The sequence below is a fragment of the Paenibacillus sp. 1_12 genome (assembly GCF_900114475.1).
Classification (GTDB): domain Bacteria; phylum Bacillota; class Bacilli; order Paenibacillales; family NBRC-103111; genus Paenibacillus_S.
The window spans coordinates 86,479-112,231 of record NZ_FOTE01000004.1 but is presented as its reverse complement, the minus strand read 5'-3'; the positions used below and the strand labels follow the sequence as shown (position 1 = coordinate 112,231).

Annotated in this window: 17 protein-coding genes; all 17 read right to left on the bottom strand. The window is 45.6% G+C overall.

The genetic code is table 11. The features are described 5' to 3' along the window. Positions 1-4: 4 nt before the first annotated feature. Complete coding sequence (locus BM210_RS10890) at positions 5-1,666, bottom strand: extracellular solute-binding protein (protein WP_091167833.1); 1,662 nt, start codon at positions 1,664-1,666, stop codon at positions 5-7. Positions 1,667-1,860: 194 nt separating this feature from the next. Continuing rightward, a complete protein-coding gene (locus BM210_RS10885; protein ID WP_091167832.1) occupies positions 1,861-3,228 on the bottom strand; it encodes a response regulator transcription factor in 1,368 nt (455 codons plus the stop codon). Beyond that, the gene (locus BM210_RS10880; RefSeq protein ID WP_091167830.1) at positions 3,221-4,969 is read right to left on the bottom strand and encodes a sensor histidine kinase; all 1,749 of its coding nucleotides are present in this window, start codon (positions 4,967-4,969) and stop codon (positions 3,221-3,223) included. Before BM210_RS10880 ends, BM210_RS10885 begins: the two co-directional genes overlap by 8 nt. A 146-nt stretch (positions 4,970-5,115) precedes the next feature. Next, positions 5,116-6,084 (bottom strand): NAD(P)/FAD-dependent oxidoreductase, encoded by a 969-nt coding sequence (locus BM210_RS10875; RefSeq protein ID WP_256223494.1) that lies wholly within the window; start codon positions 6,082-6,084, stop codon positions 5,116-5,118. Positions 6,085-6,227: 143 nt separating this feature from the next. Further along, positions 6,228-6,866, bottom strand: coding sequence for a TetR/AcrR family transcriptional regulator (locus BM210_RS10870; protein ID WP_091167826.1), 639 nt, complete (start codon positions 6,864-6,866; stop codon positions 6,228-6,230). Positions 6,867-6,882: 16 nt separating this feature from the next. Next, positions 6,883-8,244 (bottom strand): MATE family efflux transporter, encoded by a 1,362-nt coding sequence (locus BM210_RS10865; RefSeq protein WP_091167824.1) that lies wholly within the window; start codon positions 8,242-8,244, stop codon positions 6,883-6,885. A gap of 618 nt (positions 8,245-8,862) precedes the next feature. Next, positions 8,863-9,297: an RrF2 family transcriptional regulator gene (locus BM210_RS10860; RefSeq protein ID WP_091167822.1), complete on the bottom strand. Its 435-nt coding sequence runs from the start codon at positions 9,295-9,297 to the stop codon at positions 8,863-8,865. Between the two features lie 306 nt (positions 9,298-9,603). Beyond that, positions 9,604-10,521 carry a dihydrodipicolinate synthase family protein gene (locus BM210_RS10855; RefSeq protein ID WP_091167820.1) on the bottom strand — a complete coding sequence of 306 codons (918 nt, stop codon included), beginning with the start codon at positions 10,519-10,521 and terminating at the stop codon, positions 9,604-9,606. Positions 10,522-10,579: 58 nt separating this feature from the next. Next, the gene (locus BM210_RS10850) at positions 10,580-11,596 is read right to left on the bottom strand and encodes an ROK family protein (RefSeq protein WP_091167819.1); all 1,017 of its coding nucleotides are present in this window, start codon (positions 11,594-11,596) and stop codon (positions 10,580-10,582) included. Further along, entirely contained in the window at positions 11,593-12,228 is a 636-nt protein-coding gene (locus BM210_RS10845; RefSeq protein ID WP_091167817.1) for a D-sedoheptulose-7-phosphate isomerase, read from the bottom strand. The genes BM210_RS10850 and BM210_RS10845 overlap by 4 nt, the downstream gene beginning before the upstream one ends. 31 nt (positions 12,229-12,259) lie before the next feature. Next, a complete protein-coding gene (locus tag BM210_RS10840) occupies positions 12,260-14,758 on the bottom strand; it encodes an alpha-mannosidase (protein WP_091167816.1) in 2,499 nt (832 codons plus the stop codon). 26 nt (positions 14,759-14,784) lie between these two features. Then, on the bottom strand, positions 14,785-15,657 hold the full coding sequence (locus tag BM210_RS10835; RefSeq protein WP_091167814.1) for a carbohydrate ABC transporter permease: 873 nt from the start codon (positions 15,655-15,657) through the stop codon (positions 14,785-14,787). 106 nt (positions 15,658-15,763) lie between these two features. Then, entirely contained in the window at positions 15,764-16,702 is a 939-nt protein-coding gene (locus BM210_RS10830; protein WP_256223493.1) for an ABC transporter permease, read from the bottom strand. Between the two features lie 107 nt (positions 16,703-16,809). After that, the gene (locus BM210_RS10825) at positions 16,810-18,435 is read right to left on the bottom strand and encodes an extracellular solute-binding protein (RefSeq protein ID WP_091167813.1); all 1,626 of its coding nucleotides are present in this window, start codon (positions 18,433-18,435) and stop codon (positions 16,810-16,812) included. 160 nt (positions 18,436-18,595) lie between these two features. Then, a complete protein-coding gene (locus BM210_RS10820) occupies positions 18,596-20,932 on the bottom strand; it encodes a helix-turn-helix domain-containing protein (RefSeq protein ID WP_091167811.1) in 2,337 nt (778 codons plus the stop codon). A gap of 238 nt (positions 20,933-21,170) precedes the next feature. Beyond that, positions 21,171-22,238, bottom strand: coding sequence for a bifunctional heptose 7-phosphate kinase/heptose 1-phosphate adenyltransferase (locus BM210_RS10815; protein ID WP_091167809.1), 1,068 nt, complete (start codon positions 22,236-22,238; stop codon positions 21,171-21,173). Beyond that, positions 22,225-25,668: an alpha-mannosidase gene (locus tag BM210_RS34750; RefSeq protein ID WP_177237750.1), complete on the bottom strand. Its 3,444-nt coding sequence runs from the start codon at positions 25,666-25,668 to the stop codon at positions 22,225-22,227. Before BM210_RS34750 ends, BM210_RS10815 begins: the two co-directional genes overlap by 14 nt. Positions 25,669-25,753: the final 85 nt, after the last annotated feature.

Here is a 25,753-nt window from a genome sequence, read left to right as displayed (position 1 = left end):
CAACCTATTGCTTGAGCATGCCTCTCACTTCGTTAGTGATTTCATCACCTCCGAGCTTTTTCCACTCCGTCACAAATTCGTCGAAGGCTTCGAGCGGTTTACTGCCCATGATGATTTTGATGAATATTTCATCCTCCATTTTCTTTAAATTGACCCATTTGCGTCCCATCGTTGGAGTTTTTCCATAAAAAACACCTGATGTCTTTATAACATTGTCCTGCAGCATGGCTCTCGTTGTGGCAGAGCTAAGCGTGGTCGACCAAGCGGTCAAGTCCTTCTTCGGATTTTCCTTTTCAAACTTAATTCTGTCGTACTGCAATTTTTCCGGCGATGGAAGAGAATTGTAATCGGTTTTTCCGGCAATAACTTTATCCACGGCACTCACTCGAATTTCCTTTTCATCAAACGGAGCCATCATATGTCCGAACGGCAGGTTCACCCTTTTGTACGGGACATTTTGACCTTTATAGAAATCCACTCCTAAGCTCTGATCGATAATATATTCATGATTCAACGTACGAATAACAGCCTCAGGATGTTTAAACTTTTTGCTAATGACAAGGAAACTGGAAGTCGGTGACATCGTATGTGTTTTAAAATTGCCTTTACCATCTAACGGAACGGCCAGTGGTATCCATTCGGCTTGAGGATTTTGTTTTACGCTATCCATCAGCATAAAGCTTCCCATCCAGAAAGGTCCGAAAAACATTCCTACCTTCCCGCTTATCACCTTTTCTCTGCCTGTACTTGTTGTTTCTGCTACAAATTCCTTATGAATGATACCGGACGCATACATCTCTCTTAATTTGGCCAGCGCTGCCTTATTTTCGGGCTGTATGGAACCGTATTCAACATTACCTGATTTGGCTTTGATCCAAAGCTCGGGATAAGCATCGTAATAACTGAATATCGTATCAAATCCGAATATACTGCTTCCGATATTAACAATATCCTGTGTTCCGGTAAGACCGAGGGTATTATTTTTTCCGTTTCCTCCCGGATCGCGTTCTATAAACGCTTTTGCTACGTTCTCAATATCGCTCAATGTCTTAGGCTCCGGCAAACCCAGCTTATCCAGCCAGTCTTTACGGATATAGAGCACATTCATCGCATCAGCGCCGGGTTGAGAGTTCGGAATAGCCATTAATTTGCCGTTAAAGGTTGCCTGGGATAAGCTAAGCTCCTTTGTCGAATCAAACACTTTTCGTAATTCCGGAGAAATATTCTTATCGTACACGCTAGTTAAATCAGCTACTAAATCGGAATTCACCAATAGTTTTAATTGGGTTTCGTTTACAAACATCACATCAGGGACGTCGCCGCTTGCAATTACCAAATCAATCTTTTGTTTATAAGGGTCGCCATCCGGTGTTTGCCAAGTATGCTCATATTTAACGTTTAATTTATCCGAAATAAATCTTACAAACTCATTGTTTTCCTGACTGTCCCCCGGCGGCAGCTTGACGTCGACCGATGATGGTTTTCCGTATTTGATTGTAATCGTTTCCGGAAATTTACCGAATGGACCTGCCGGGACATCCTTCTCTGTTTTTCCATCACTGCTCTTCCCCTGCTCTGCTAGATCCTTGCCAGTCGAACAGGCTGTCAAGCTGACAGATAACAAAATCGTGATGAGTGCATTCAACCCTTTTCTTTTTCTAAACATGAGCCAAGACCTCCTTTTTTATTTTGTGAACATTATCATTATAGACCGATTCCTGAATAACTCGGCTTAGAAAGCTGTCAATAAAATGTTATGTTATTGTTTGGAAATTGCACGGGAGGGAATGTGTAAACGTCAACAATTTTCTTACCTCATGCAACATTTTTCATAGGAAGTTCAGAAGCATACAGACGGCCTTAACTCCGATAGTCCGAAGGAAGCTTGCCGACTTTGGCCAGAAACAACCGACTAAAATACTTTTCATCTTTAAACCCGGACTGCTCTGCTATGATATAAATCGGGATCGTCGTTGTCGTTAACAGTTCTTTGGCCCTGTCCAAGCGCATATCACTGACATACTCCTGGAAGCCCTGGCCGGTAATCTCCTTAAAGCATTGACTGAAATATCCTCTGCTCATATTCGCGACTTTGGCGATCTGCTCTTGCGTGAAATTCAAATGATCCTGCTGCTGCATATGTTCAATAGCTTTCCAGATTCCCGACACGATCTCATTCGGATATTGCTCCCTCTTATACATGCTTCTAACGGTATCTCTCGTACTCATCAACAACGCTTTCCAATCCTCCATAAAGGTCAGTTGGTCGATGCTGTACAGCCACTCCGCAATTTGACATTTCTCAGCAAAATTCCATCTCACTATCGCATCATAAAACAAGCGACGCAGCTGCTTCACAGGCAGCCTTGCCGTCGTTAACTGTCCGAGCATCGACTGAAACAGCACATCATCTGTAATCCAGTCTCTCGAAACCCATTGATTCGATAATGCAGTCAGGTCACTTTCCTTCCAATCCTGCAGAACATCCGAATCGTTCAAGGGGGCTAACACATCGTAATATCGAATGCCTGGCTCATAAAGGTAAAACAATTCCCGTTCATAATAACAGCGCACCTGTGACTGAAGCTCCTGCAGTGTCTCCCATTTGTGCAGCAGCACTCTTCCTGCAATCCAACCTCGCGTAGCAGCGTTGTCTAGCCACTCCCGGATCAACTGCTCTGAATCGGACAGCCGCTCAATCATAAACCATAGGCCTTCTCCGATAGAAATTAATCGATCAGCCTCATACTTGCGCTCAAGCGCGGAATAATCCACATTCGGCTGGTCGTTCATGAATAGCCAACCGCTATCTCCATAACGCTGTACGACACTTTGCGAGGAAGCTTGTCTTGCATGGTATCGCTGAACAATTTGCTGCAGCACGGCATCCATCTTTTCATGCTCCAGTTGGGTTTTCAGAATATAGTCAATGGCTCCAAGCCGAAGCGATTCTTGCACATATTCAAATTCCGGATAGCATGTCAGCACGACCACCTGAATATGCGGATGTGTTATATTAAGCTTTCTCATTAACTCCAAACCGTTCAATTCGGGCATCATCAAATCTGTAAATAACAAATCGACCTCCTGGCTTTGAATAAGCTCTAAGGCACGAAGGCCATTCGAAGCTTCTCCGACAATACGGATATCGAATTTCTCCCATGGCATGACGGTAATGAGCCCTTTCCTGACCAATGTCTCATCATCGGCTATCATAGCTTTAATCATGATGAATCCCCTCTCCGGTTAGTGGAATAATAATTTGCACAGTCGTTCCAGATCCCTGTACGCTCTCAATCTCCATCCTGCCCTTTGAACCATAATTACTTTGAATGGTCATGTCCACATAGCTGAGGCCGATACCCATTCCGGTTTGACTGCGGTTTTCCCCAGACAGCAGTTGCTTTATTTTGTCTTCAGACATTCCATAGCCGTTATCACGAACAAGAATCAATAACTGATGATCCTGAGTTCTACGTACCGTGACCTCGATGATGCCGCCTTCGTCCCTAAGCCCATGATAAAGGGAATTTTCAACGATAGGCTGTAGTAAAAATCGGGGAACACGATCCCCCCAAGTCTGCTCATCGACTGTTAATCGAACATCGAATAAATAATCGTAACGAATTTTTTGCAGCTCTATGTAATTTTTTAAGACTTCCACTTCTTCACGAATGCTTACGATCAGCCCTTCTTTAGTCAAGTTATAATTTAATACATTCGTAAATAAGGCAACGAAACGATCGATCTCGGTTTCACCCTTCATCCTCGCCAACCACTGTACGGTATTCAAGGTGTTATACAAAAAATGCGGATTGATTTGTGCCATAAGCTTCGCTACTTCAGTTTCACGCTTTCGTATTTCCTGCTGCTCAACACGTAGGATTAATTCCTTGATTTTGTAATTCATGCCATTAAATTGTTCAATGATATAATCAAATTCATCCAATCCGCTACGGCTAAGCTCCGAATCCATCTTGTTGGAAGCTACCAGAACCATACCTTTTTTTATATTTAACAGTGGATTGTATACATAATTTAAAATTTTAACCGCCATAAAAATACTGATGGATACGGAAATCATAATGACTACGAAAAAGGCTACCAGCCATCTGACCAGCTCCATATTATAAGCTTGCCGGTCTATATAAAGTACAAGTGTCCAGCCGTGGCTGTTCGTGTCGCTGAAAACCCGAAACCGATCCTGTTCTTTTTCCTTGTACATACTTCCTGTAAGAAACAAATCATTGTTATCGGAGTACAAAATCTTGCCCTCCTCGTCTAGCAGCAAATGGAAGGCGCTCATCCCATATTGGGTTGTATTGAGAATTTGTTGAAATATTTTAAAATTCGTCTCCGTATAAATAATAACCTCGGAGGTGAGCGGGTTTCCCCCGGATATATCGAATTTTCTGCTAATCGAAAAAACCATATTTTCATCGTTGTATTTATAATGAGTTTTATGCGGACCATAATACACAGCACCGTTTGTTCTTGTTAAGGTGGGCAGTCGTTCCAGGTCGAGATCAGAGGTTAACAAATTTGAAAATAAAACCTGCTTGCTTTTTTTATCATAGAACATCGTTAAGCCTATTGTAGGATTGGTAAAATTTAGTAAATTAATATTTTTCTTCATCTCATTTTGCAGCGGCATCGTTTCGGTCAGATCATCGGTTAGCAGGATTTGGTTCAAATCTTTTCCGATTAATCCGTTGGTCGTGAACTGCTGGGAGCTGTAATCTAAATAATCTAAAGTTTTTTGCAGATTGATCATAACCTGATTCAAGTGATTTAACAGTCCTTTATCAATTTTGTTATTGAGAATGGAAGAAATCGAATACACCGACAAACCTCCGATTAACAGTAACGGTAAAAAGGAACAAACAAACAGCATAATGTACAGCCTGCCTTTAAAAGAAGACGGGAGTAGGGATGACAGGCCTTTCAACAAGGGTGTTACCGCTTTCAAAGATGATCACTCCTTTAATATCCATTTTTTGTAGGGGATTTCAAGTAGTATTTTAACATGCAAAGCTGCAGGTAGTGAAAATAAAAATGAATAGAGCGGGCAGAATGAATTCTGCTTACTCTATCCATATAAGGCAATTTATTTATTCAATGATGATCAATCTGATGATCTCGTCTGTAACTTTGCGCGACTCCACGTGCTCCTACTAGCTCCTTGTGAATCCATATAGCAGCCTGCGAGCCTTCTCCCATAGCAATGGTTAATTGCTCAGCGTGCACACCGATATCACCTGCTGCCCATATGCCTTGTATATTGGTCATTTTGGTCCGTGAATCCGTAATGATATGTTTGTTGTCCAAACACTGTATCCCGACTTGGCGAGCTAGCTCCGAATGTACATGATTTCCGCCAAAAGCGATAAAACCTCGTTCACCTGCAATCATACGTCCGTCAGCAAGACGAACTCCCAGAAAATGACCGTCCATATCACTTCGCACAACCTCGGTCAAGGTTCCATCCATGTGGACGATTTCTTGTGAAACCAGTTTTTGAAGGTACTCATCGTCTACCGTTCTGCTCTGCCACTCATGATTAATATACGTGATATCCTTAGTCCAATAGGTAAGCATCAGCGCCATAGAGGCTCCTACATTTCCTGATCCCATAACAATGGTTTTTCGTCCATTCACTTCATATCCATCACAATCTGGACATACGTAAACGGTTTCTCCCAGACAAGACTCAAGTCCGGGAAGACTCGGAAATCTGTCTGATAAACCCATTGCCAGCAGAACCGTCAAAGCCTCGAGGCTTTGATTTCCATTTGATGTTTCTATCATAAATCGATTTTCTAATCGTGTGAGGCCGGTCACCTCGTCTTGTATAAACTTCACACTAAGCCTTTCGGCCTGCAATCTGCCAAGTCTTCGAAGCTCTTTGCCTGAAACTCCTTCCGGCCAACCGAGGATATTGTGATAGTTTCTACATAAGCTGGATCTGCCTTCACCTTTATCAATCACCAATATTCGGTGTTTATATCTACCTAGCTGTATCGCTCCCTGTAGACCTGCGATCCCTCCGCCAATAATTATACAATCGTATTTGGAAGTGTCCAATGGCCTGTGGCCCCTCATCGTTTTTCATTAGAATATCCAAGCTTCCTTATAAAAAACAAATATGAAGCCAAGCCAATTTCTTCCATGTGTTAGCAATCAATTCAGTTGTGCCACTGCTCACAATTAGGCTGGAAAACTCAAGGCTATTGTGAACCGATTCCTTGAGCTAAAGCCTGATCACTTGGCTTGTGAAGGACAGTGCCATGGAGAAATACATGAATCGCCTGACGGTAAATGTTTAATGTCGTATCGTAGTTCGGGGAACGTTTGGACATTTCACCAAGTCCCATTAATAGACCCTCCAGAATAAAACCGAGTGTCCAGGCATCAGTCGTTTTCAGTTCACCCGCATCCATGGCCTGCTGCAGCATCCGTTGGTTCATTTGAACATGATTAGAAAGATAATTAGCTACTTCTTCCTGAACATCGCTTCTTTTCCATTCACTATAAATGAATTCATCCGTTGCTTTGGTTAGCGGGTGGTTCAGATCATTGACAACCAGATGTTCTGCAAATCCAACTAATTTTTCCTCTATAGTCGAATACAACTGCTCCTTCTCGGCCCACTGTTCCTTCCACTCCCGATCCCATTCGTCCAGCAAATACAGAAATAATCCCTCTTTATTTTGATAATGATAGTAAATATTTCCTTTACTGCTTCCGGTAGCGGCGACAATATCCTCTATGGAAGTGGCTGTATATCCCTTTTGGGCAAATAACGTTCGTGCGGCTTCAGCTACCCTTTTTTTAGTTTGTTCGCTTTGCAGCTGCTTTTTATTCATCGGACCCAGCTCCTTTTTAGGTAACGGCCTTACGAGATCGATGTTTTTTTGAAGACCCTTGCTTCCTATAATAAATAACAATCGTGATCAGTACAATACATTCTGACAAGGGAACAGCCAGCCAAATCCCTGTAATTCCCATGATCCGTGGAAGCACCATAATGAAAGCCAGCATAAGAACCATTTCCCTTGCAGAGGTGATCCAGATTGCCATTTTCATGCTGCCAATCGATTGATAATAAGTCATCATGACGAAATTAATTCCCATAAAGAGGTATGCGATCACAAAAATTCTGAGGCCATTTACAGCATGAGCTGTCATTTGGTTACTAAAATCTCCGAAAATGCCTACTATCGGTAATGTGGCCAGTTGTACAATAAGCAGTAAGGCAACCCCCGCTCCAAGTGCGGTCCGAACAGCAATTCGAATCGTTTGCCGCTTTCGTTCGTCCTGTTGTGCTCCATGATAATAACTGATCAGTGGCTGTATGGCCGAGCCCATGCCCAAAAAGGTTAACAAAATGATGCTGTGAATATAGTTCATAATGGAAAATGCAGCTACGCCGTCTGTTCCTGCGAATTTTTCTAACGAAACATTATGAGAAATTGTAAAAACTGAGATGCCGACCTCCGCCAAAAAGCTTGGAAAGCCAACGATGATAATCGTCAGTAGAAGTGCTTTGTCCCATTTGAACCGCCGCAGCTTTAAATGATTGGTTTTTTTAAAAAAGTGCGTTAATAACACCATTAAACCAAGAAACGCAGCCATGATCGTCCCAAAGGCAACGCCAGCAACCCCTAGTTTTAGAACATACAAGATGACGTAATTGATAACGATGTTAGACAATGCAAAGGTAATCTGCGCAATCATCGAAAGGTTGGGATTACCGTCATTGCGGACAAAAATACTCAAGGCATTTTCTAATGTAAATACGAAACCAAACAGCAGCATCACGTTCATATAAGCGGAAGCATACGGGTACGTATCTGCATTGGCACCAAGCGCATAAATAAGCGGCTCCCGGAACATAAATGCAGTAATTCCAATTACGAGCGTTGCAGCAAAAATAATCGTCACCGAATATGAAAAGACCGTTTGTGCCTTATGCGGCTCTTGGGCTCCCATTGCCTGCGAATATAGGGTTGCACTCCCGATACCAATCCAAAGAGAAATCGCGACAAAAATCGTATAAACAGGACTTGCAATACCTAATCCAGCTAGCGCCGTGGAGCCCAGCTTGTTCCCCACCATTACACCATCAACGACAATATTAACAGCGACCAACAGCATTCCAAGCATGGAAGGGATCAAGTATCGAAGGAATGCTTGACCAACGGATTGTGTATCCAGGATGTGTGTCGTATGTTGTTCTCTCATGTCCAAGCTCCTATCCGAACGGCATTCTTACATACTGAACGTTCGGTATACATTGTAGCATGTCAAATTATAAGATACAACCGTGATAAAAAGTAGCTGCTGGTGCGTCCCAAGTAATACCATCCAGCGGATTTGTGAAGCCAAAAGGGTACTAGCAGTTCCAGTTGAATGTCAACTTGCATTTACTATGAGTAGTCTTCCATTGAAAGAGAGGTGAAAGGTAATGGCTCGTTTTAGAGTAGATGTCGTAACTATTGAATTCCGTAGAATAGCAGGTATTCGAGTAATTAGAAGGGTGCGTGTTATTGGCAGTGCATTTCCATGCAGAGGTTTTTTATTTGTGGGAAATCGTGTAGTTAATGCTGAACGTTGTCTCTTGAATAATAGGTTCCGTATTATATCATCCAGACGCAATGTTATAGTATTTGAACGTAGAGTACGTATATTATAAGATAAAACCTCTTTAAGCAACGGAGACCCAATGGACGGGCTTCCGCTGCTTATTTTTTGCATCATACCAGCATAATTGATTCATTCAGCAAACCATAAATTGCAATCGATCTAAGCACATTATAGATTGTTTTTCATCATTTAACCCAAGCTATCCTAAAAATCATATTAAACCATAAAAAAATCGACTCGACTCATGACATCTGCAATCGTAAATTGCCGCAAATAATCAATCGTTTGCTGTTCGGCTTCATGGAGAATTTTCTCTAATTCTACGTCCAGCTGCTCGGCTGCTTCCCCACAATGAACGTCCAACTCCTGTTCGGTGCACCCATTGACTGCCTTGTATATTTCTCCCAGTGTAATATCTTCCGCAGATTTCCGCAGGATATACCCTCCTTCACGCCCCCCCTTGGATTCAACGATGCCTGCGATTGCCAATGCTTGCATCACTCTACGCATAAAGGTCGCGTGCGATTTCACCTGATTGGCAATCATGGCACTGGATAATATACACCCGCTTTTAGCTAACCAGACGATTGAATGAACGGCTATTTTAAAACGAGGAGGCCCAATGTTCACTCCGCGGTTTGCTGTACTCATTTCACATCACTCCTTTATAAAAGTAATCCTGTTGTGCTCATTATTTCGCTATACTCCAGTCATGAAATGCAGCTGTATTAAGCAAATGATAAAACATTAACCTTTTGTGTGCAAGAGTTCATTCTGATAACTTATGATCCGTAAATCCATAGAGAACGATATACATAGAAAAGGAGCGACCATACTGGCGCCCCCTTCCATTCAAATTACCATAGTATTGCTCCGGGAGTAACTCCAACTCTCACTTCGTTTCCTAGAGCGGTCTTCTTTCTCCGTACGGGTTGTGTGTTTCTTTTATAGTTTCCTTTACGTCAATTCAGCTAGTAATCGATCCGAATAACGCTTCAGCTGCTCCACCAGCGTACGCTGATGCGTCTGGAGCCCGGCAGCATCCTTGACACGGGTAGTCAATGTAAGCGGAATGCCTGACAGCTGGATGTTGTATTTGGCATCAACCGGATAATACTGTCCTTCGATAGCCGAAGCCAATCCCAGAAAGTCCTGAACCTGCTCGGCCTTCTCTGGCTGCGTGTTCCAATTCTCAGTTAACCATACATATAAAGCCGGATGGTGATTGGCCATAATACCGCTAAAGCCCGCGGCTCCGAGCTTGAGGGACTCCAGCAATGTTGCAGAATTCGCATTAAAAAGCTGCAGCCCGGTTCCATTCAGTACCTCAAGCCTATCCTTGATTTCCTGGATATCGCAGCAAGTATCCTTGAGGAATAAGAAACGTCCGGTTGATACGCACCACTGCAGCAGAGCCGGATTCATCAATCTTTTGTAAGGATAAGGACATTCATAAATCCCAAATTTGACGTCTGGGACCGCCTGTAAAATACGTTCTGCATTAGCTTTCCACACCTCATCCGATTCGTGCTCCGCTGCCAAACGATTGCTCAGCATAACGAAAGCCTCGATCCCTTCAGCCCATATCTGCTTTATTTCCTCAATCTGGTCCTCAATAGAATCGGAGGTATGTCCAGAAGCGATAACCGGCACACGGCCTGCGGCCTGCCTAACGACAATTCGGGTTGCCAGCACTCGTTCCTCTAGACTCAGCTTGAACATCTCACTGGATTGACATACGGCAAATAAACCGTGAACACCTTGCCCGATATACCAATCGACCAGCCGCTCCAAATTAGGTTCATCCAATTGATGATTTTCCGTAAATGGTGTGAGCATGGTTGGCCATACACCACTCGATATTGTTTTACTCATCTCAAATTCCCACCCTCTCGATGTAGATACATGTCGTACCTCATTATCTTCGGTTTCATCATAAATTGGCGGTTTGGTCATTAACTGTGATCAATTGATTCAGCGCTACGGATAGGCCGGCATAGTCACCGACCTGCTCTTTCAGTCCTGCGGGAATGATCCGGCATACGGACAAGGAATGGGGGAGCGCTTCTCGCTGCAGTTCCTCCTGCATCATCTGTTCCAGTAAAGGAAGCTGTCTGCCATAAATGCTGCCGATCACGATGCATTCAGGGTTCAGCATATCCACCAGAATCGCCAGCGCACTACCTAATTTACAGGCTACTGTCTGAAAAATGCCTATCGCATCCGCTTCCCCCCGCCGCGCAGCCTCACCGATAGCTTCTGCTGTAATCGTAGGCACAGCGTTAGGTTCAGCACAAAAGGAAGGAACCTTTCCATCCTTAAATATACGCTCAGCCTCCATACGCCCAAGCTCTGCAATACCGCCGCCGCTGCAGAAGCCCTCAAAGGAACCCGCTTTTCCGTAACCGACAGGACCTGTGGGCGCAAGACGTATATGTCCTACTTCTCCAGCCATATCTGAGGTTCCTGAATACAGCCTGCCATCCAAAATCAAACCGGCTCCCATCCCTGTGCCAAAGGTCAGAAAAATCATATTGCGGCTGCCTTGACCCGCGCCCCATTTCCATTCTGCCAATGCACACGCATTGGCATCATTCTGTAAGCCGACAGGAACGGCGAAGCGCTCGCGAAATGGTGTAACGATATCGACACGGGACCAATCGGGCAAATTCGGCGGTGAAAGAATCAGTCCCGCCTTGCTGTCCAGCGGGCCGCCGCAGCTGATCCCTATAGCTGAGAGCTGGCCGTGTCCTGCGTCTGCTTGCTCAGCTTCTGCCAGCAGCTCTTCCAGCTCGTTTAACAATCGCTCGATATTAGCCATCGATCCTGACAAAGTCGCAAAGCGGCGTTTGGCAATAATTTCTATCTGCTGACCAGTTGTATCCCTCATGACTCCAAGACTAACCGCACATTTGGTGCCTCCAATATCGATACCGGCCAGAATACTCATGAAGGGAAAAATTCCTCCTCCAGCATGATGCACAACGCATGGTAAATGGGTAAATGCCGTTCTTGAATATCCGGCGTCAGCTCCCACGGCACCCGAATAGTTACATCACAGAGCTCTGCCATTTGACCTCCAAGATGACCTGTAAGCCCTATGGTGTGGAGACCTTGCACCTTAGCTACCTGGATCGCACGGGCAACGTTCGCCGCATTGCCTGAAGTACTGAGACCCAGCAGCGTATCACCCGGCTTGCCGTACCCATAAACCTGCTGGGCGAAAATCATCTCCGCCGAAACATCGTTGGCGTATGCGGTAATCAATGCCGAATGACTGACTAAAGAAATTGCGGGCAGCGCTCCCTGCAAATGATCAGCAAGGAAATCGCCTCCGTCTGGAAATTGTCTGAGAAATGAGCTGCGTGCTTCGTCGGAAAGCAATCGCTTGGATCGAAAGCCTTTCATTAATTCGCCTACAATATGCTCGCTGTCGGATGCGCTCCCTCCATTGCCGCACAACAGCAGCTTGCCACCTTCACGGAACGTTTGCTTCAGCAGCGCAGCGGCTTTCTCCACATCAGGCAGGCACACGACTAATTCCGGATATTTGTCACACATAACATCAAGTACTGCATTCATCGTTATGCTCCTTTACATAGATAAAGTCAATTCATTCAGTGAATTCAACGAAATTGACCTCGGTCACTTCCAAACCGGAATCGTCGGGAATAAAGAATGTCTTAATTTCACATTGTCGGAATGCTGCGCTCCATTCACGCTGCAGCGCAGGCAGCTTGAACGCGGATTCAGTTTCCTGCCCTAATGTTTCATAGCAGCGAACGATCCATCCGTTGCCGTCCTCCGCCCGTTTGAACGTCGTTGCCACAATAGCAGCGGCAGAAATCACAATACCTTCTGCAACTTGCGGAAGCGATCCTTCATGATACGTCTCCCACATCAGCAGCGGCGGAACGTTAAGCTCATTTGCCTTCTGGACCAATTGACCATCCTTCCAGCTGCCGGTGTGAGGTGAGAGGGTGTAGGCGAATTCCTGCACACCTTGATCCATATACTCAACCTGATCATCGTCACGCTCACTGAAATGATCCGCATAAATCGGGCTGCGGACAACCGTCATTCTGATCTCGCTTTCCTGTACGTCATAGGCATATTTGGAATCATTCAGCAGCGCCATTCCTCTGACCTGCTGCTCTTCACCATCCGCAATATTCGGAACGAGACCATATACATCCACCCATTGCTGACCCGGTACTTCGTTGCCATTTGTTGGCCGTTCCATAAAGCCATAAGGAATTTCCGAGACGGACTGCGGCTGCTCGACATGAATAGGAAAAGACAGCTTCAACATCTTGTGCTTTTCTCTCCAATCCAGCTGTACACGTACCTGTATATCTGAAGAATGATGACCCAGGCTGATGTCCTGACGCAGGATGGAGCTGTTATAATAGCTCGTTACGCGAAGTGTGACGCGAAGCGGGCCTTGCTCCAGCACCTTGATTTGCGCATCGCCAAAGCGGCCGATTTCATCCCGATATTGCACCAGATGATGGCCCCATGTATCACTGTGATACTCGTCGATTACAATCGGCACAGCGCCTTTGCCGCTCAACAGCTCTGAATTCGTAGATTTATCGAGAATACTGCTGATATAACCGGTGTGAGCATCCAGCTGCACCCGGATTTTGGCATTTTCCAGAACATTCGCTTCCACATGAACCATTCCCGCCAAGGGTTCAGCTGGGATTTCCTTATCCCGGTATGTCCAGTACACACGATAGCCGAACGCTGGAACACGAGCCGTAATTAACGTATCCCACTTGTCGTTCTTGGCGTTTGTACGTGACGCACGTACGATCTGGATCGCTATTGGTGTGCCCGCTTCGTCTGTTACACTTTTCAGCTTCTTGTTCACTTTAACGAGCGTCTCGACTTCCCAGGATAAGGGATTAAACACAACGATGGGTGCTCCCAAATCGTCCTGCTCCCAGGTTTGCCAATCCTTATCCTTGCTGAGCGACTTGACCTCAGGCTTCATAGTATCGATCGCCCACGATATTTTTTGCAACGCCGCGTTCAGTGTTCTCGCGCCAATCGCCAACGCTTCACCGTGAAACTCTCTCACATCGTCAAAAGCTTCCTTGATGCTGCAGCCGCCCATAATATCATGGAACTGATTGAACATAACATTCTCCCATGCCAGATTAAGCGGTGCCTTGGGATACGGAAGTCCCAATAATACATTGGCGAAGGAAGAGAATTTTTCCGCACTCAACAGCCGATGCTCAGCGCGACGATTGTTCGCTTTGGACTCGGAATGAGCGGAATAGCAGCCGATAGCATGCCGCTGCATTTCATCCTTTACAACAGGAATCGCCGGATTTTCCCTGACCATATCAGCAAAATACTGATTCGGTGAGCTTAAAATAATGTCTTCCCGGCCATGCTCCTCACGAATTTCATCTATCAGCTCCAAGTTAGCTACCGTCGGTCCTCCACCATGATTGCCGACTCCATAAAATGACATATAGTCGTGACCTTTTTCTTTGGCAAGCCGCTGATGCTTCAGGATTTTGGCGTCCTTGCCATGTCGGGTGAAATTGGCGTAGCTGTCTGACAAACGAAATGTCATGACACGGCTGCCATCCTCTGACTCCCACCAAAATAAATCGTTTTCCAAATGCTTCTCGTGCTCTTCAGGGCGCATAAATAAGTAATAGTCCATACCACTCTGCTTCAAAATTTGCGGCATCATCCCATGATGGCCAAATGAATCCACATTATAGCCAACTGTGGCCATAATACCGAATTTCTCTAAAAAATAACGCTGTCCATATAAGCTGTGACGGGCAAATGATTCTCCTGACGGCAAATTGCAATCCGGCTGGATCCACCAACCCCCGGTCACGACCCAACGTCCTTCGGCAACCCGCTCACGGATTTCCGCAAACATCTCGGGAGCATTTTCCTCCACCCATTGATAATAGGCGGCGCAGGCGCAGGTAAACACAAACTCGGGAAATTCGTTCAACCGATCAAGAGCGGACCTGAATGTTGCCTTAATTTCTGCATAGCCCTCCTGCCACTGCCATAACCAAACCGGATCTAGATGCGCATTACCAATAAGATGAACCTTAGCATTTCCAGACATATCCACTACTCCTTTTAAATGAGTCACTATCCTTTAACTGCACCCAGCATAGCGCCCTGTATAAAATATTTTTGAACAAACGGATAAATCAGTAGAATCGGTAAAATAACGACGAATACGACGGCGTATTTAATGTTTTGAGCCATCATCGTAATCCCTTCGCTGGAACCTGTTTCCGCAGCCTGCGATGTAAGCTCTCCCTGAATCACGATGTTGCGCACAAGAATTTGAAGCGGGAACAAGCTTTTATCGTTCAAATAAATCAACGCCGGGAAGAAGCTGTTCCAGTGAGCCACTGCATAAAAAATGAACATCGTCGCCATCACTGGCAGCGATAACGGGAGTACAATCTTCCATAAAGTTTTGATTTCTCCCGCACCGTCCACAGTCGCAGACTCGTAGAGCGCTTCCGGTATCTCCTCAAAAAAGGTTCGCATGAGAATCATGTTGAACACATTGATCGCCGTCGGAATCAGCAGCGCCCAAATCGTGTTCACCATACCGAGTGAATGGACAACGGTATACCTCGGAATTAATCCGCCGTCAAAAAACATCGTAAACACAACGAAAAAGGCAAATAAGGGCCTCCCGTACAAATACCTTTTCGAGAGCGGATAGGCGCACAGCGTGGTCATCAACAAATTGACAACGACACCAAGCGAGGTGTACAGCAGCGTATTCATATAAGAGCGTAGAATGGCAGGATCATCCATCACAATCCCGTAAGCTTTCATCGAAAACTCAATCGGGTATAGAAAGACATCGCCTCTCTGCACAGAAATACCAGAGCTTACAGAAACAATAGCCATATAATACAAGGGATAGACCGTAACGATGATTAAAGTCAGCATGAGCAGCACATTCACAATGTCAAAGGGACTTAGTTTCTGAAGTCTCATCCCATATTTGTCCTCCTCGAGGATAAACGGCTGCGCCGTCCTACATGGACGAGTGCGTTTACCCAAAAATATATGCAATTGGAGTGAAACATATAAATTGTTATATTTAAAATAAACTGGCCCCCTGTATCTTTTTGGCAGCCTGATTCGCTGCAACAATCAATACAAGCGAAATGACGGATTGAAAAATACCTACAGCTGCAGCAAAGCTGAAATCGGCGTCAATCAGTCCACGGCGATACACATAGGTTTGCAAAACATCCGCAGTCTCGTAAGTAGGACCGCTGTACAGCAAAATAATTTTCTCGAAGCCTACGGACAGCATATGTCCAATCGTTAACAGCAATAAAATGGTTGTCACCGTAGCCAGTCCGGGCAGCGTGATATGGCGGATTTTATGCCATCTGTTGGCACCGTCAATAGTTGCCGCTTCATACAATCCAGGGTCAATCGAAGCCAAGGCGGCCAAATAAATAATCGAGTTCCAACCCATTCCCTGCCAAATTTCAGAGCTGATATAGATGGTTCGGAACCATTCCGGCAAGGCTAGAAACGTTTGAGCTTCACCACCAAGGTGGACGATCAGCTGATTAAACAGACCTGAAATCGAGACGAAATTGACAATCATCCCGGCAACAACGACAGTAGACAAGAAATGAGGGACATACGTTATTGTTTGTATCATCCGCTTAAACAGGCTGCTTCTAAGTTCATTCAACAGGATCGCAAATACAATTGGGGCCGGAAAATAAAAAATCAGTGCATACAAATTAAGTGTTAAAGTATTGCGCAATACTTTCCAGAAGTAAGGCTCATACAAAAATTGCTTGAAATATTTGAATCCCGCCCACGGACTGTGAAAAACGCCTTTTATGATCGAATAATCTTGAAATGCCATCATATTGCCGATCATCGGGGCATAGTGGAAAACCAGAAAATAAATAAACGGTAGCACGAACATGGCGTACAAATATTGGCTTCTTCGCAGTTTTCTTCTTACTTGATGCCATTTTGTTTTCTTGTTAACCGGAGGGTTGGACGACAAGGATGTATTGCCGATGATGGTCGAAATATTAATCCGCTCCTTTGGAAGAAATAGAGGGACTGTCCCTGCTCATTGACCCGGATCTGGTCCCTCTGATCTTTCATCCTTTATTTAGCTCTGGCTAATGCTGTATTGTAGATTTTTTCGATTTCTTCTGAGCCTTTATCCTTACATTGCTGAATAAAAGCGGCCCAGTCTTTGTCCAGAGCACCGTCCGTCATAATGAATTTATCCATCGTCTGTGCCAGGTAAGCATCCAACTGCGTCCGCAATTGCTTCAATTTCTCACGCTCATCTTTGGTAAATGCAGGATCATATGCCATTCTAAAAGCGGAACCATCCTTGATAAAAGCAAGGTTTTTATTGGTCCATTCTGTCATGAGCTTGGCTTGCCCCGGAATATCAACAGTGTCATCCGCATATAAAGCAAAACCTAAATAGCTGGTTCCAAGCTCTGATTTGATAGCTGCTCCCGGATCGGTTTTGTCCTTATACTTGTTAGCAAACTCTTCTTTTCTAACCGGTTTTCCGTCAACCATGGTATAATGCTCGTTTTCGATACCCCATGAGAACAATTTCGTACCCTCTTCAGAGTAAATCCAATCGATATATTCGATGATTTTATCAGGGTTTTTCACATTTGCATTAATTACATACGATTCGGATAAATGATCAAGCTGATACAGCAGTCCACGCTTAACTCCCTTGTCGCTTGCAAGAATCGGGAGCATATCAAATTGGGCTTCTGGATCTTTCTTCTGCAAGGCAGTATTGAAATTAACGCCGAATCCGGTATTATCCATGTAGTACAACGATTTACCCGAGCTCAGCTTCTCCTGCCATATTTGCGAGGTTGCGGTCGTGTAATCGGGATCTAGCAATTTTTCCTTGTACAGCTTATTCAGATACGTGATGGCATCTTTAAATTGTGGCATCGAAGGTCCAAATTTATATTGCTTAAGAGCCGGATCGTAATAAATCTTGGCTCCGCTTACGTTCGTATAACCGCTGCCCATTCCAAAAGCGATCGGATTGATCAGGTTTTCTGTACCCGTTAAACCATTTGCCGCACGGCTAGTGAACGGGAAGGTATCCGGATAAGCTTCCTTTAGCTTTTTAAAGGCTTGATACAACTCTTCATAAGTAGTAGGGGACTGAATATTCAACTTTTTTAGAAGATCAACCCGAATCACAGGAACTTGACCTGATTGTGAAGCTCCGACCTTTTGCGCTAGCGGAAAGCCGTACAGCTTGCCATCTATTTTATTTTTGTTGATTTCCGGATTATCTGCGATCACTTTTTTAAAGTTAGGCATCTTATCCAGATAAGGGGTCAGATTCAGAAATACGCCTGTATCTGCAAAGTTGGAAATATCATCCTGTTTGACAAGCAGCACGTCTGGGAGTGTATTTGTAGCAATCAACGTTTTCTTTTTATCATCGTAATTGCTTTGTGGCGTGCTTTGAATTTCGAGCTTGATGTTCTTTCTCTTCAGACTTTCCTGCACGATCATCGAGTTGGCAAGCAGTGGTTGGCTTGGATGCTCGTATCTCATCCAGGTTACAGTCACAGGCTTAGCGTTTTTGGCATCATCTGCTGCCTTAGTTCCTGTGTCTGCCGCCTTGGTTCCAGTGTCCGCGGTTTTGGTTGGTGTTCCCCCTGTGCAGCCTGCAAGCAGTCCGCCTAATAAAGCGACCGAGCAGCCTGCGGCCAGATACCCCTTTGTGTTCATTCGTCGTTCTCCTCCTTGAAAAATGTTATGTGGCTTTCACACCCTTAGTGTAAGCGTTATCCTGTAATTCTGAATACAACCGATACAACGCAAAACGATGCGTTATTCCACTTCGGGCAGCGATGATGCGTTATTCTACTCCGTTACAAAAGGTCGAATTTCACTCTTTTCTGGTATTAATATGGCGGTAATCGATCGGTGAAATCCCTTCATGCTTCTTGAACATTCTCAGGAAGGTAGTCCTGCTGTTCATCCCGATCTGATCTGCGATTTCATTGACTTTCATATCCGTCTCAGTCAACAGCTCCTTGGCCTTGGCCATCCGAATCATGCTGATATAATCAGTAATACTCGTCCCTGTCGTTTCCTTAAACATCCGGGAGACATACTTGGCCGACAGGCCGATCTCACCCGCGATATTTTCCAAATAAATATCCTTGGCATAGTTGCTTTCAATATAAGCAGTAATGAACGAAATCACCGTCCCCGTTCGACGCTCGCCCTTGGTCATCGTTTCGGCAACGATCCGCTCGTAGAAGTCAATCAGCCGCTGGACTCGATCCGTAAACTCATTGGGTGTTATATTTTTATTGGCAAGCACTGCATATTCCTCTTCTGTAAGCAAAATGTGCATATCCAGCTGCCGCTCATTCGTGTAGCGGATACCCGTATTCCATAATTCAACGAGCAAAGCTCCAAGATAAGAATACGAAACGCCGCGACTCTTGTTCGCTTGGATCAGATGATCCACTTCGGCTTTCAGCACCTCCAAATTGCCCGCTTTCAAGCCATTGACAATTTTCTTCTCATCCAGGAAGGAATAGTAATAATTTTGCTCAATAGTTAATCCAACGGCATCGGCTATGGTCATAACGGATTGATCCTTTCTCTGATCCATAGCTGTAATCGCATCACTGTAGGATTTCGCAATATCACTAACCTTGGCATACGTTTTGCCCAGTCCGATAACCAGCTCGCAGTAAATCATATCGTACTCAAAGGTCTTCTTGATTTGATCCAGCGCCAACACCAACCGTTCACTGTCCGCTTCCTGCTTCAGATTAACCATGCATACATAAAAGTTGTGCTCGTACTCCATCAAGTAACAATTGACCTGCTGCTGCATGATTCCCCATAATACCTTTTTCATTTTTTCTTGAATCAACAGACGATCTGCTTCCTCAATATCCCGGTAAAATCGTTCCTTATAATGAAACATAAAGCAGCAGCACAAGTAGCTGTCGCCTTGAAAGCCAATATCGTCCAGAACTTGATCCAGCGTCTCCTGCTGCGTCCAAGGCTGACCGCGAAATAAGCTTGCAAAAAAATGATCTAACAGCCCATTGGAATACTGGCTTGCTTTTTGCACCGCATCCCGATTTTGCTGGATCAACTGATCAATCCGGCTGCCAATGACACTTAGTTCATCACTGCTTCTCAGCTCATTCGTAAAATTGATTTCCTTTTCACTTTGAACGAGGATATTCCGGATGTTTTTGATTGGATTGTACAGATTCATACTGAAAATAAATGAAAAACAAACGCCAATAATCATTAACGTAATGCATATCCAAAATACGAGGCTCAGGATGCTCGCTGGCTCCTTGCCAAATGCATGAATCGGCGTGATCGAATAAAAGTCCCAGCCAAAGGCATCAGAAGGGATATGAACAACCAAGGCTTGCTCATCATCAACTTCCATGAATACCGTGGATTCCTTAATGTCCAATTGTTTCCTGATTTGCTCAATCATTTCAGCACTGTAGCCGCGCTCGTTCAAAATCATCTGTCGCTTTTTATCCAAAATTAGGTAATTTGTCGATGGAAATATGGCATTATTTTTGAGAGTAGCTGCAATGGCGGGAAGAGAAAGACTTGTCACCATCGTGACCAGTCTGCCGTTAACATATTGGGTTGAGATGCTCGGAATTACATCCCGAGTCATATCGTTATCGATGTAGCTATGTACCTTCGTTGGCGGCAGCAGCTCAAATAAATGACTCTCCTGCAGCTTTTGTTTCCAATACTCTTTATCGTAGCCATCCATCCGGTAAAACTTGTCGAAGAACATATCAAAGTCGGCCATCTCCTGGCTCGTATAAATCTTCACTGTGTCCGTATACATAAAAATATGATCAATGAAAGAGCTGATCGTATTTCGGTTTCCTGCAATCGCTCTCACAATTAATTGCAAATTCAATTTTTCTTCGTTGGTCATTTGTACATAAGGCTTTACATTTTGTTCAATAATTGAGTTTGAAAATAAATTGTTATTGGTCAATTGAGCACTACGCAAATAAATATCAACCGTCTGTGAAGAAAACTTCAAATTATCGGTCAGTTTCTGTGAAACGTCCTTTTTCACAACTTGATCGACATTGAAATAAACGATCAAACCTATGATCAAGATCGGAATCAATAAGGAAAGAAAGTACATCAAAATTTTGGCGAATAATTTGTTCGCCGGGAATAGCTGCTTTAATGGATAACTCTTCATCTATATTCCCCCCTATCAAATACACGGACCGGGCAAGAGCATCGTGCTTCAAAGCCCGAATCCAACGTGTTACCCTTTTAGAAATCCGGTGAATAAGTCTTACTGCGCGGCCAATTATCCATCAAACGCTGTTGCAATCGTGAAAATGGATGCTAAGGGGTTTATTCACGATTTCAAAGGCGAACGCTTACGTTTCTCCAGATTCATTCGGCAGCTGCACTCGTTCTTCACCGGACTGCTAGACTTCGCTGTGATCACAGCGTTCCATTATCTCTTCTGGAGAGGCTGTTCCTGTCTCCCCACATTTACTCACTGTTACCGCTGCGGCCAGATGTGCGAATGCTGCTGCTTCAGGCCCTGAGCATCCGGTTCCCCAAGCGGATAAAAACGCGGCTGTGAAGGAATCGCCTGCACCTACAATATCAATCGGAGGCGGCACCGCCTGCGTCGGCACCAGCGTCATCTCTTCATTCTCGAACCACACCGCTCCCTTTTCCCCCAAAGTAATGCAGCAGGCAGCACCAGCGCTTTTACTCAATTGCAATCCTGCTTTTAATATATCACCTTCCGTAGCTTGTTGATGCTTGGAGCTTCCGTTATACCAGCGCAGTGCCTCCAACTCATTCGGCTTGAGCACGACACTCTTGAATTTACCGATCCGATCCCTGCTGTCTACAACGATTTGTTTCCCCTGTCCTGCCCAGTAGCTCAACCGCTCGCGAACGGCAGCACCAACCACACCATGCTGCAGCTGGTCGGTTACGCTAATGACATCGACTCTTTCCGCCATCCGGTCCAGCTGTTGAACGACCCTGTGCCCAGCAGCATCGGTCAAACCTTCTGTATTGATAAAATCTATCCGTGGTGCTTCCTGTCGCACCTCCTGAAGTCCATGCAGCATAACCTTGCAGTAGGCTGGAGTCGCTCGCCCCGCCTCCAAGTGCACGAATGCATCATTGATGCCGCGTGAACGTAAAGCCTCCTTCAGCAGATGTCCGCGCCAGTCGTCGCCAGCAATTGAACAGAAGCTAACCTCTTCACAGCCAAGTGCTTTGAAATTAACCGCTGCATTACCGGCGGCACCGGGAGCGAAGCGCTCCCCAATTACCGGTACATTATAGTGTGGTGTCTCTCTGGACAATTCACTAACCGTCATGTCCGCATGCCAGTACATATCCAGACAGCCATCACCGATCACCCCCACCTTTAAACGGGCAATACGCTGCAAAATATCAGTGACGTGCTCCCTAGCTAAACCGCTAAATTTCTTAATTGAAGATAGCCCCAATGATTCATCGCTCCACATACGGCAGTCTCCCTTCCTTATTCCCCTGCGGTGCTGCCAATACGATCCGAAACGTTTTCAATTCAAATGGCTTGAAGAAAGCTTCGAAGCCATGCGTGCCATGGTGGAAAGGAACACCTTCACGTTCAACCAGATTGACCTCCTCGACCTCGACGATATTGAAATGCGTGGTAAAGGTTACATCTCCCCGTTTACCCGCATATTCATAGCAGCGGACGATCCAGCTGTCGGAATCCTCGGCTTTCTTGACGGTATCGATCATGACATGATCACCGCTCACACCGATGAAGCTTAGCTGTGCTGGGAGTGAATGCACAGCTGGAGGGCTGTCTTGAGCCTGTATTTCGGTAACAACGACCGGAACATTTAAGCGATAAGCCTGCTCTACGGTGCCGGCTGTGAACCAGTCGCCATCATGAGGCAGCAAGGAATAGGTGAAGGTATGCTCACCCTTATCACATTCGGGGTCAGGCTTGTTGGACGATTTAATCAATGTGAGCCGCATCACATGGTCCTTGATGTCGTGACCGTACTTGCAATCGTTTAATAGACTGACGCCGAAACCTCGTTCGGACAGATCGACCCATTTATGAGCACATGTCTCAAAACGAGCGTAATCCCAGCTAGTATTCCAGTGGGTTGGACGCTGTACGTGTCCGAACTGAATTTCATAAGTCGCCGCCGCTGCACGAACGCATACCGGGAACGCAACCTTGAGTAGAGTCTCCCGCTCGTGCCAATCCACCCAAGTGGAGAAATCAATCCGAGGGTGATGCGCATACACCATCAGTTCCTGACGTATGACCGTCTTCCCATATGCCCACTCGAATTGAACGACAGCACGCAGCGGGCCTTTCTCCAGCCAAGTTACAGAACGCAGATCCGTAACATGACGAACTTTTTCCACATAAAAAATATCGATTTCCCAATTATCATGATAAGCTGGCTTATCCTCATGTACATCAAAGCGGTTACCTGTCTCGCCTGCGGCAATGACCTCACGATTAGAGCGCTTATCGAATAAGCGGTTAATCTGACCGGCTGCGTTCCATTCGATTTCATAAAACGGCGTGGACACTCCATTCTCCGTTATGGAGAATACGGAATTCTGCGGCGAAGCTGGCGTTACTTCTGATACGTGTGATGCTTGCGATGCTGTTAATACTTCTGATACGTATGATGCTGGTGATGTCGACGAAGCTGGTGTTCCCGGCAGCTTCGATGCAGTCGAATTTGCTGTTCCAGCCTTATCTGTCGATGCAACTGCTTCAATGGCATCCCCTGCTTCTATTACATCTACTACTTCTACTGCAACTCCTGCTTCTATTGGCTCCATACGAATCGTCATATATCCCATCGCCGGAATGTCATGGATCAGCAGCAGCAGCTTATCTTCCATTCCATCAGCATGCACGCTAATCCGCTCTGTGGCAAGCACACGTCCGATAGCATCTACCCACTGCTGCCCAGCATATTCCTCTTTCCAGGATAAGTCCACGAGCTCGCTGCGCGTCCATGGCAGAGAGTTGAACACTAACCAACCGCCACCTTCCACAGCGACGCAGGAGGTTAGCTGACTTAACCCATCCTGCAGTGCTCCTTGAGCCAGTTGTTCCGACTCGGCATACTCTATGCGGCAATCCTCATATACCTCCGTAATGGAGGAGCCCGGCAAAATATCATGAAACTGATTGCGCAGCACAATCTTCCAGCTGTCGTACAGCTGCTTTTGCGGATAAGCAGCATAACTGGTGAGCGGACTGCTACAAATCGATACGATTTCGGCATCACGCAGTAAAAACTCCATGTGGCGGTTCATCTTTTTCACATAGCCCTGTGAGGTGTAGGTGCCCCGATGCAGCTCTAAATAAAGCTCTCCGTCCCAATGATGGACGTAGCGGTCCGTTTGCTCTACCGTTTGCTCCAGCTTATTGAAAAATTCATCCGCGCGTCCCGTTGTCGCCCTCGGCAGCCCCGGCATATTTTCCAGCCTTCTACGCATTTCCAGCATCGTTCGGGTAGGTCCCCCGCCACCATCTCCCCAGCCGTAGGACAGCAGCAGCTCGGAATCGTTGATCTCCTTATCACGATAATTGTTCCAGATCCCGCTTAATGTAGCCGGCAGCACCTGTCCGTTATACGTATAGAAGCGGGTGAATGTGCTCTCCGGGATATCAGGGTCCGGTGTCGTAATATAATGCGTGAGCACCTCGGTCCCATCAATCCCCCTCCAATAAAAGGTGTCGTGCGGAAAGCGGTTATACACATTCCAGCTAATTTTAGACGTCATAAAATGGCGCAATCCACTTTTTTGCAAAATTTGCGGTAGCGCCCAGCTGTACCCAAACACATCAGGCAGCCATAAATATTCACACTTCACACCAAAGGTATGTTCAAAATAACGGGTGCCGTACAAAAGCTGACGGACGAGCGATTCTCCGGATGGGATATTGCAGTCCGATTCGAGCCACATTGCGCCTCCGGCCTCCCAGCGGCCTTCTTGAACACTTTCTTTAATTTTGGCAAATACCTCAGGATAATCCTGTTGGATATATTCATAAAGCTGCGGCTGCGTTTGTAAAAAAATATATTCCGGGAACTGCTCCATCAAGCGCAGTACCGTCGAGAAAGAACGGACCGCTTTCTCCCTTGTATGCTTCAATCGCCATAGCCATGCCACATCGATATGCGTATGGCCGATACAGCGAACAGTTAAAGGCTGGTAGCTGGGCAGATTCGCCAACTCATCCTTCAGCTTCTGATTGGCCTCCCTCACGCTTGAGTAAAATGCTTCATCGCCAGGTACCCTCCAATTCAGCAGCAGCAATGCACGATCAAGCGCTTTCACTAACGCCTGTCGTTCCCATCGGTTCTCCTCCAATACCTGAATCGTATGATACACTGCGAACGCAGTATGATACAAATCATCTGTTTCCGTTTCAAGCACGGCAAATGCAGACATTCGGAGCTGATGCTCCTGCTCGGTTTTTGTACCATCGGCTCCGCTTAGTCCGCTCCATACTTTAAACAGCAGCTCTACCTTTTGCCCACAATACGATTCTGGAAACCACACCTCCGTATGATTGCTGCCCACGCCCTGATAAGGCTCTCCGTTCACATAGAGCAGAGATTCGAACCCCCAGTTATGACCAGATCCGGTTTTGCCAAAATCGAACAGGCCGACGATCTGTCTACCTGACCAGTCCGCAGGAATAGTTGCTTCGGTTTTCAGCCAAGCGGTCAAATCCCAGCCATTCCATCTGTCGCCAATAGCAATGTGGTCCCAAGCTGTATCCTCTGGCGGTTTTGCGGCAATTTCCGCCTCTTTATCGATCCAGAACGAGTAAGATGGCAGCTCGCGGTGATCGACATAACGGTGCTCCTTAATCTCCTCAATCCGCTTCCATAATTTATCCAATGTTAAAAACATACATAATCCTCCTTAAAGTTTTATATAGGATGAAGTAGACAGCATGACGGCAAACAGTCACTGCCAATGCAGACGTTAACAATAC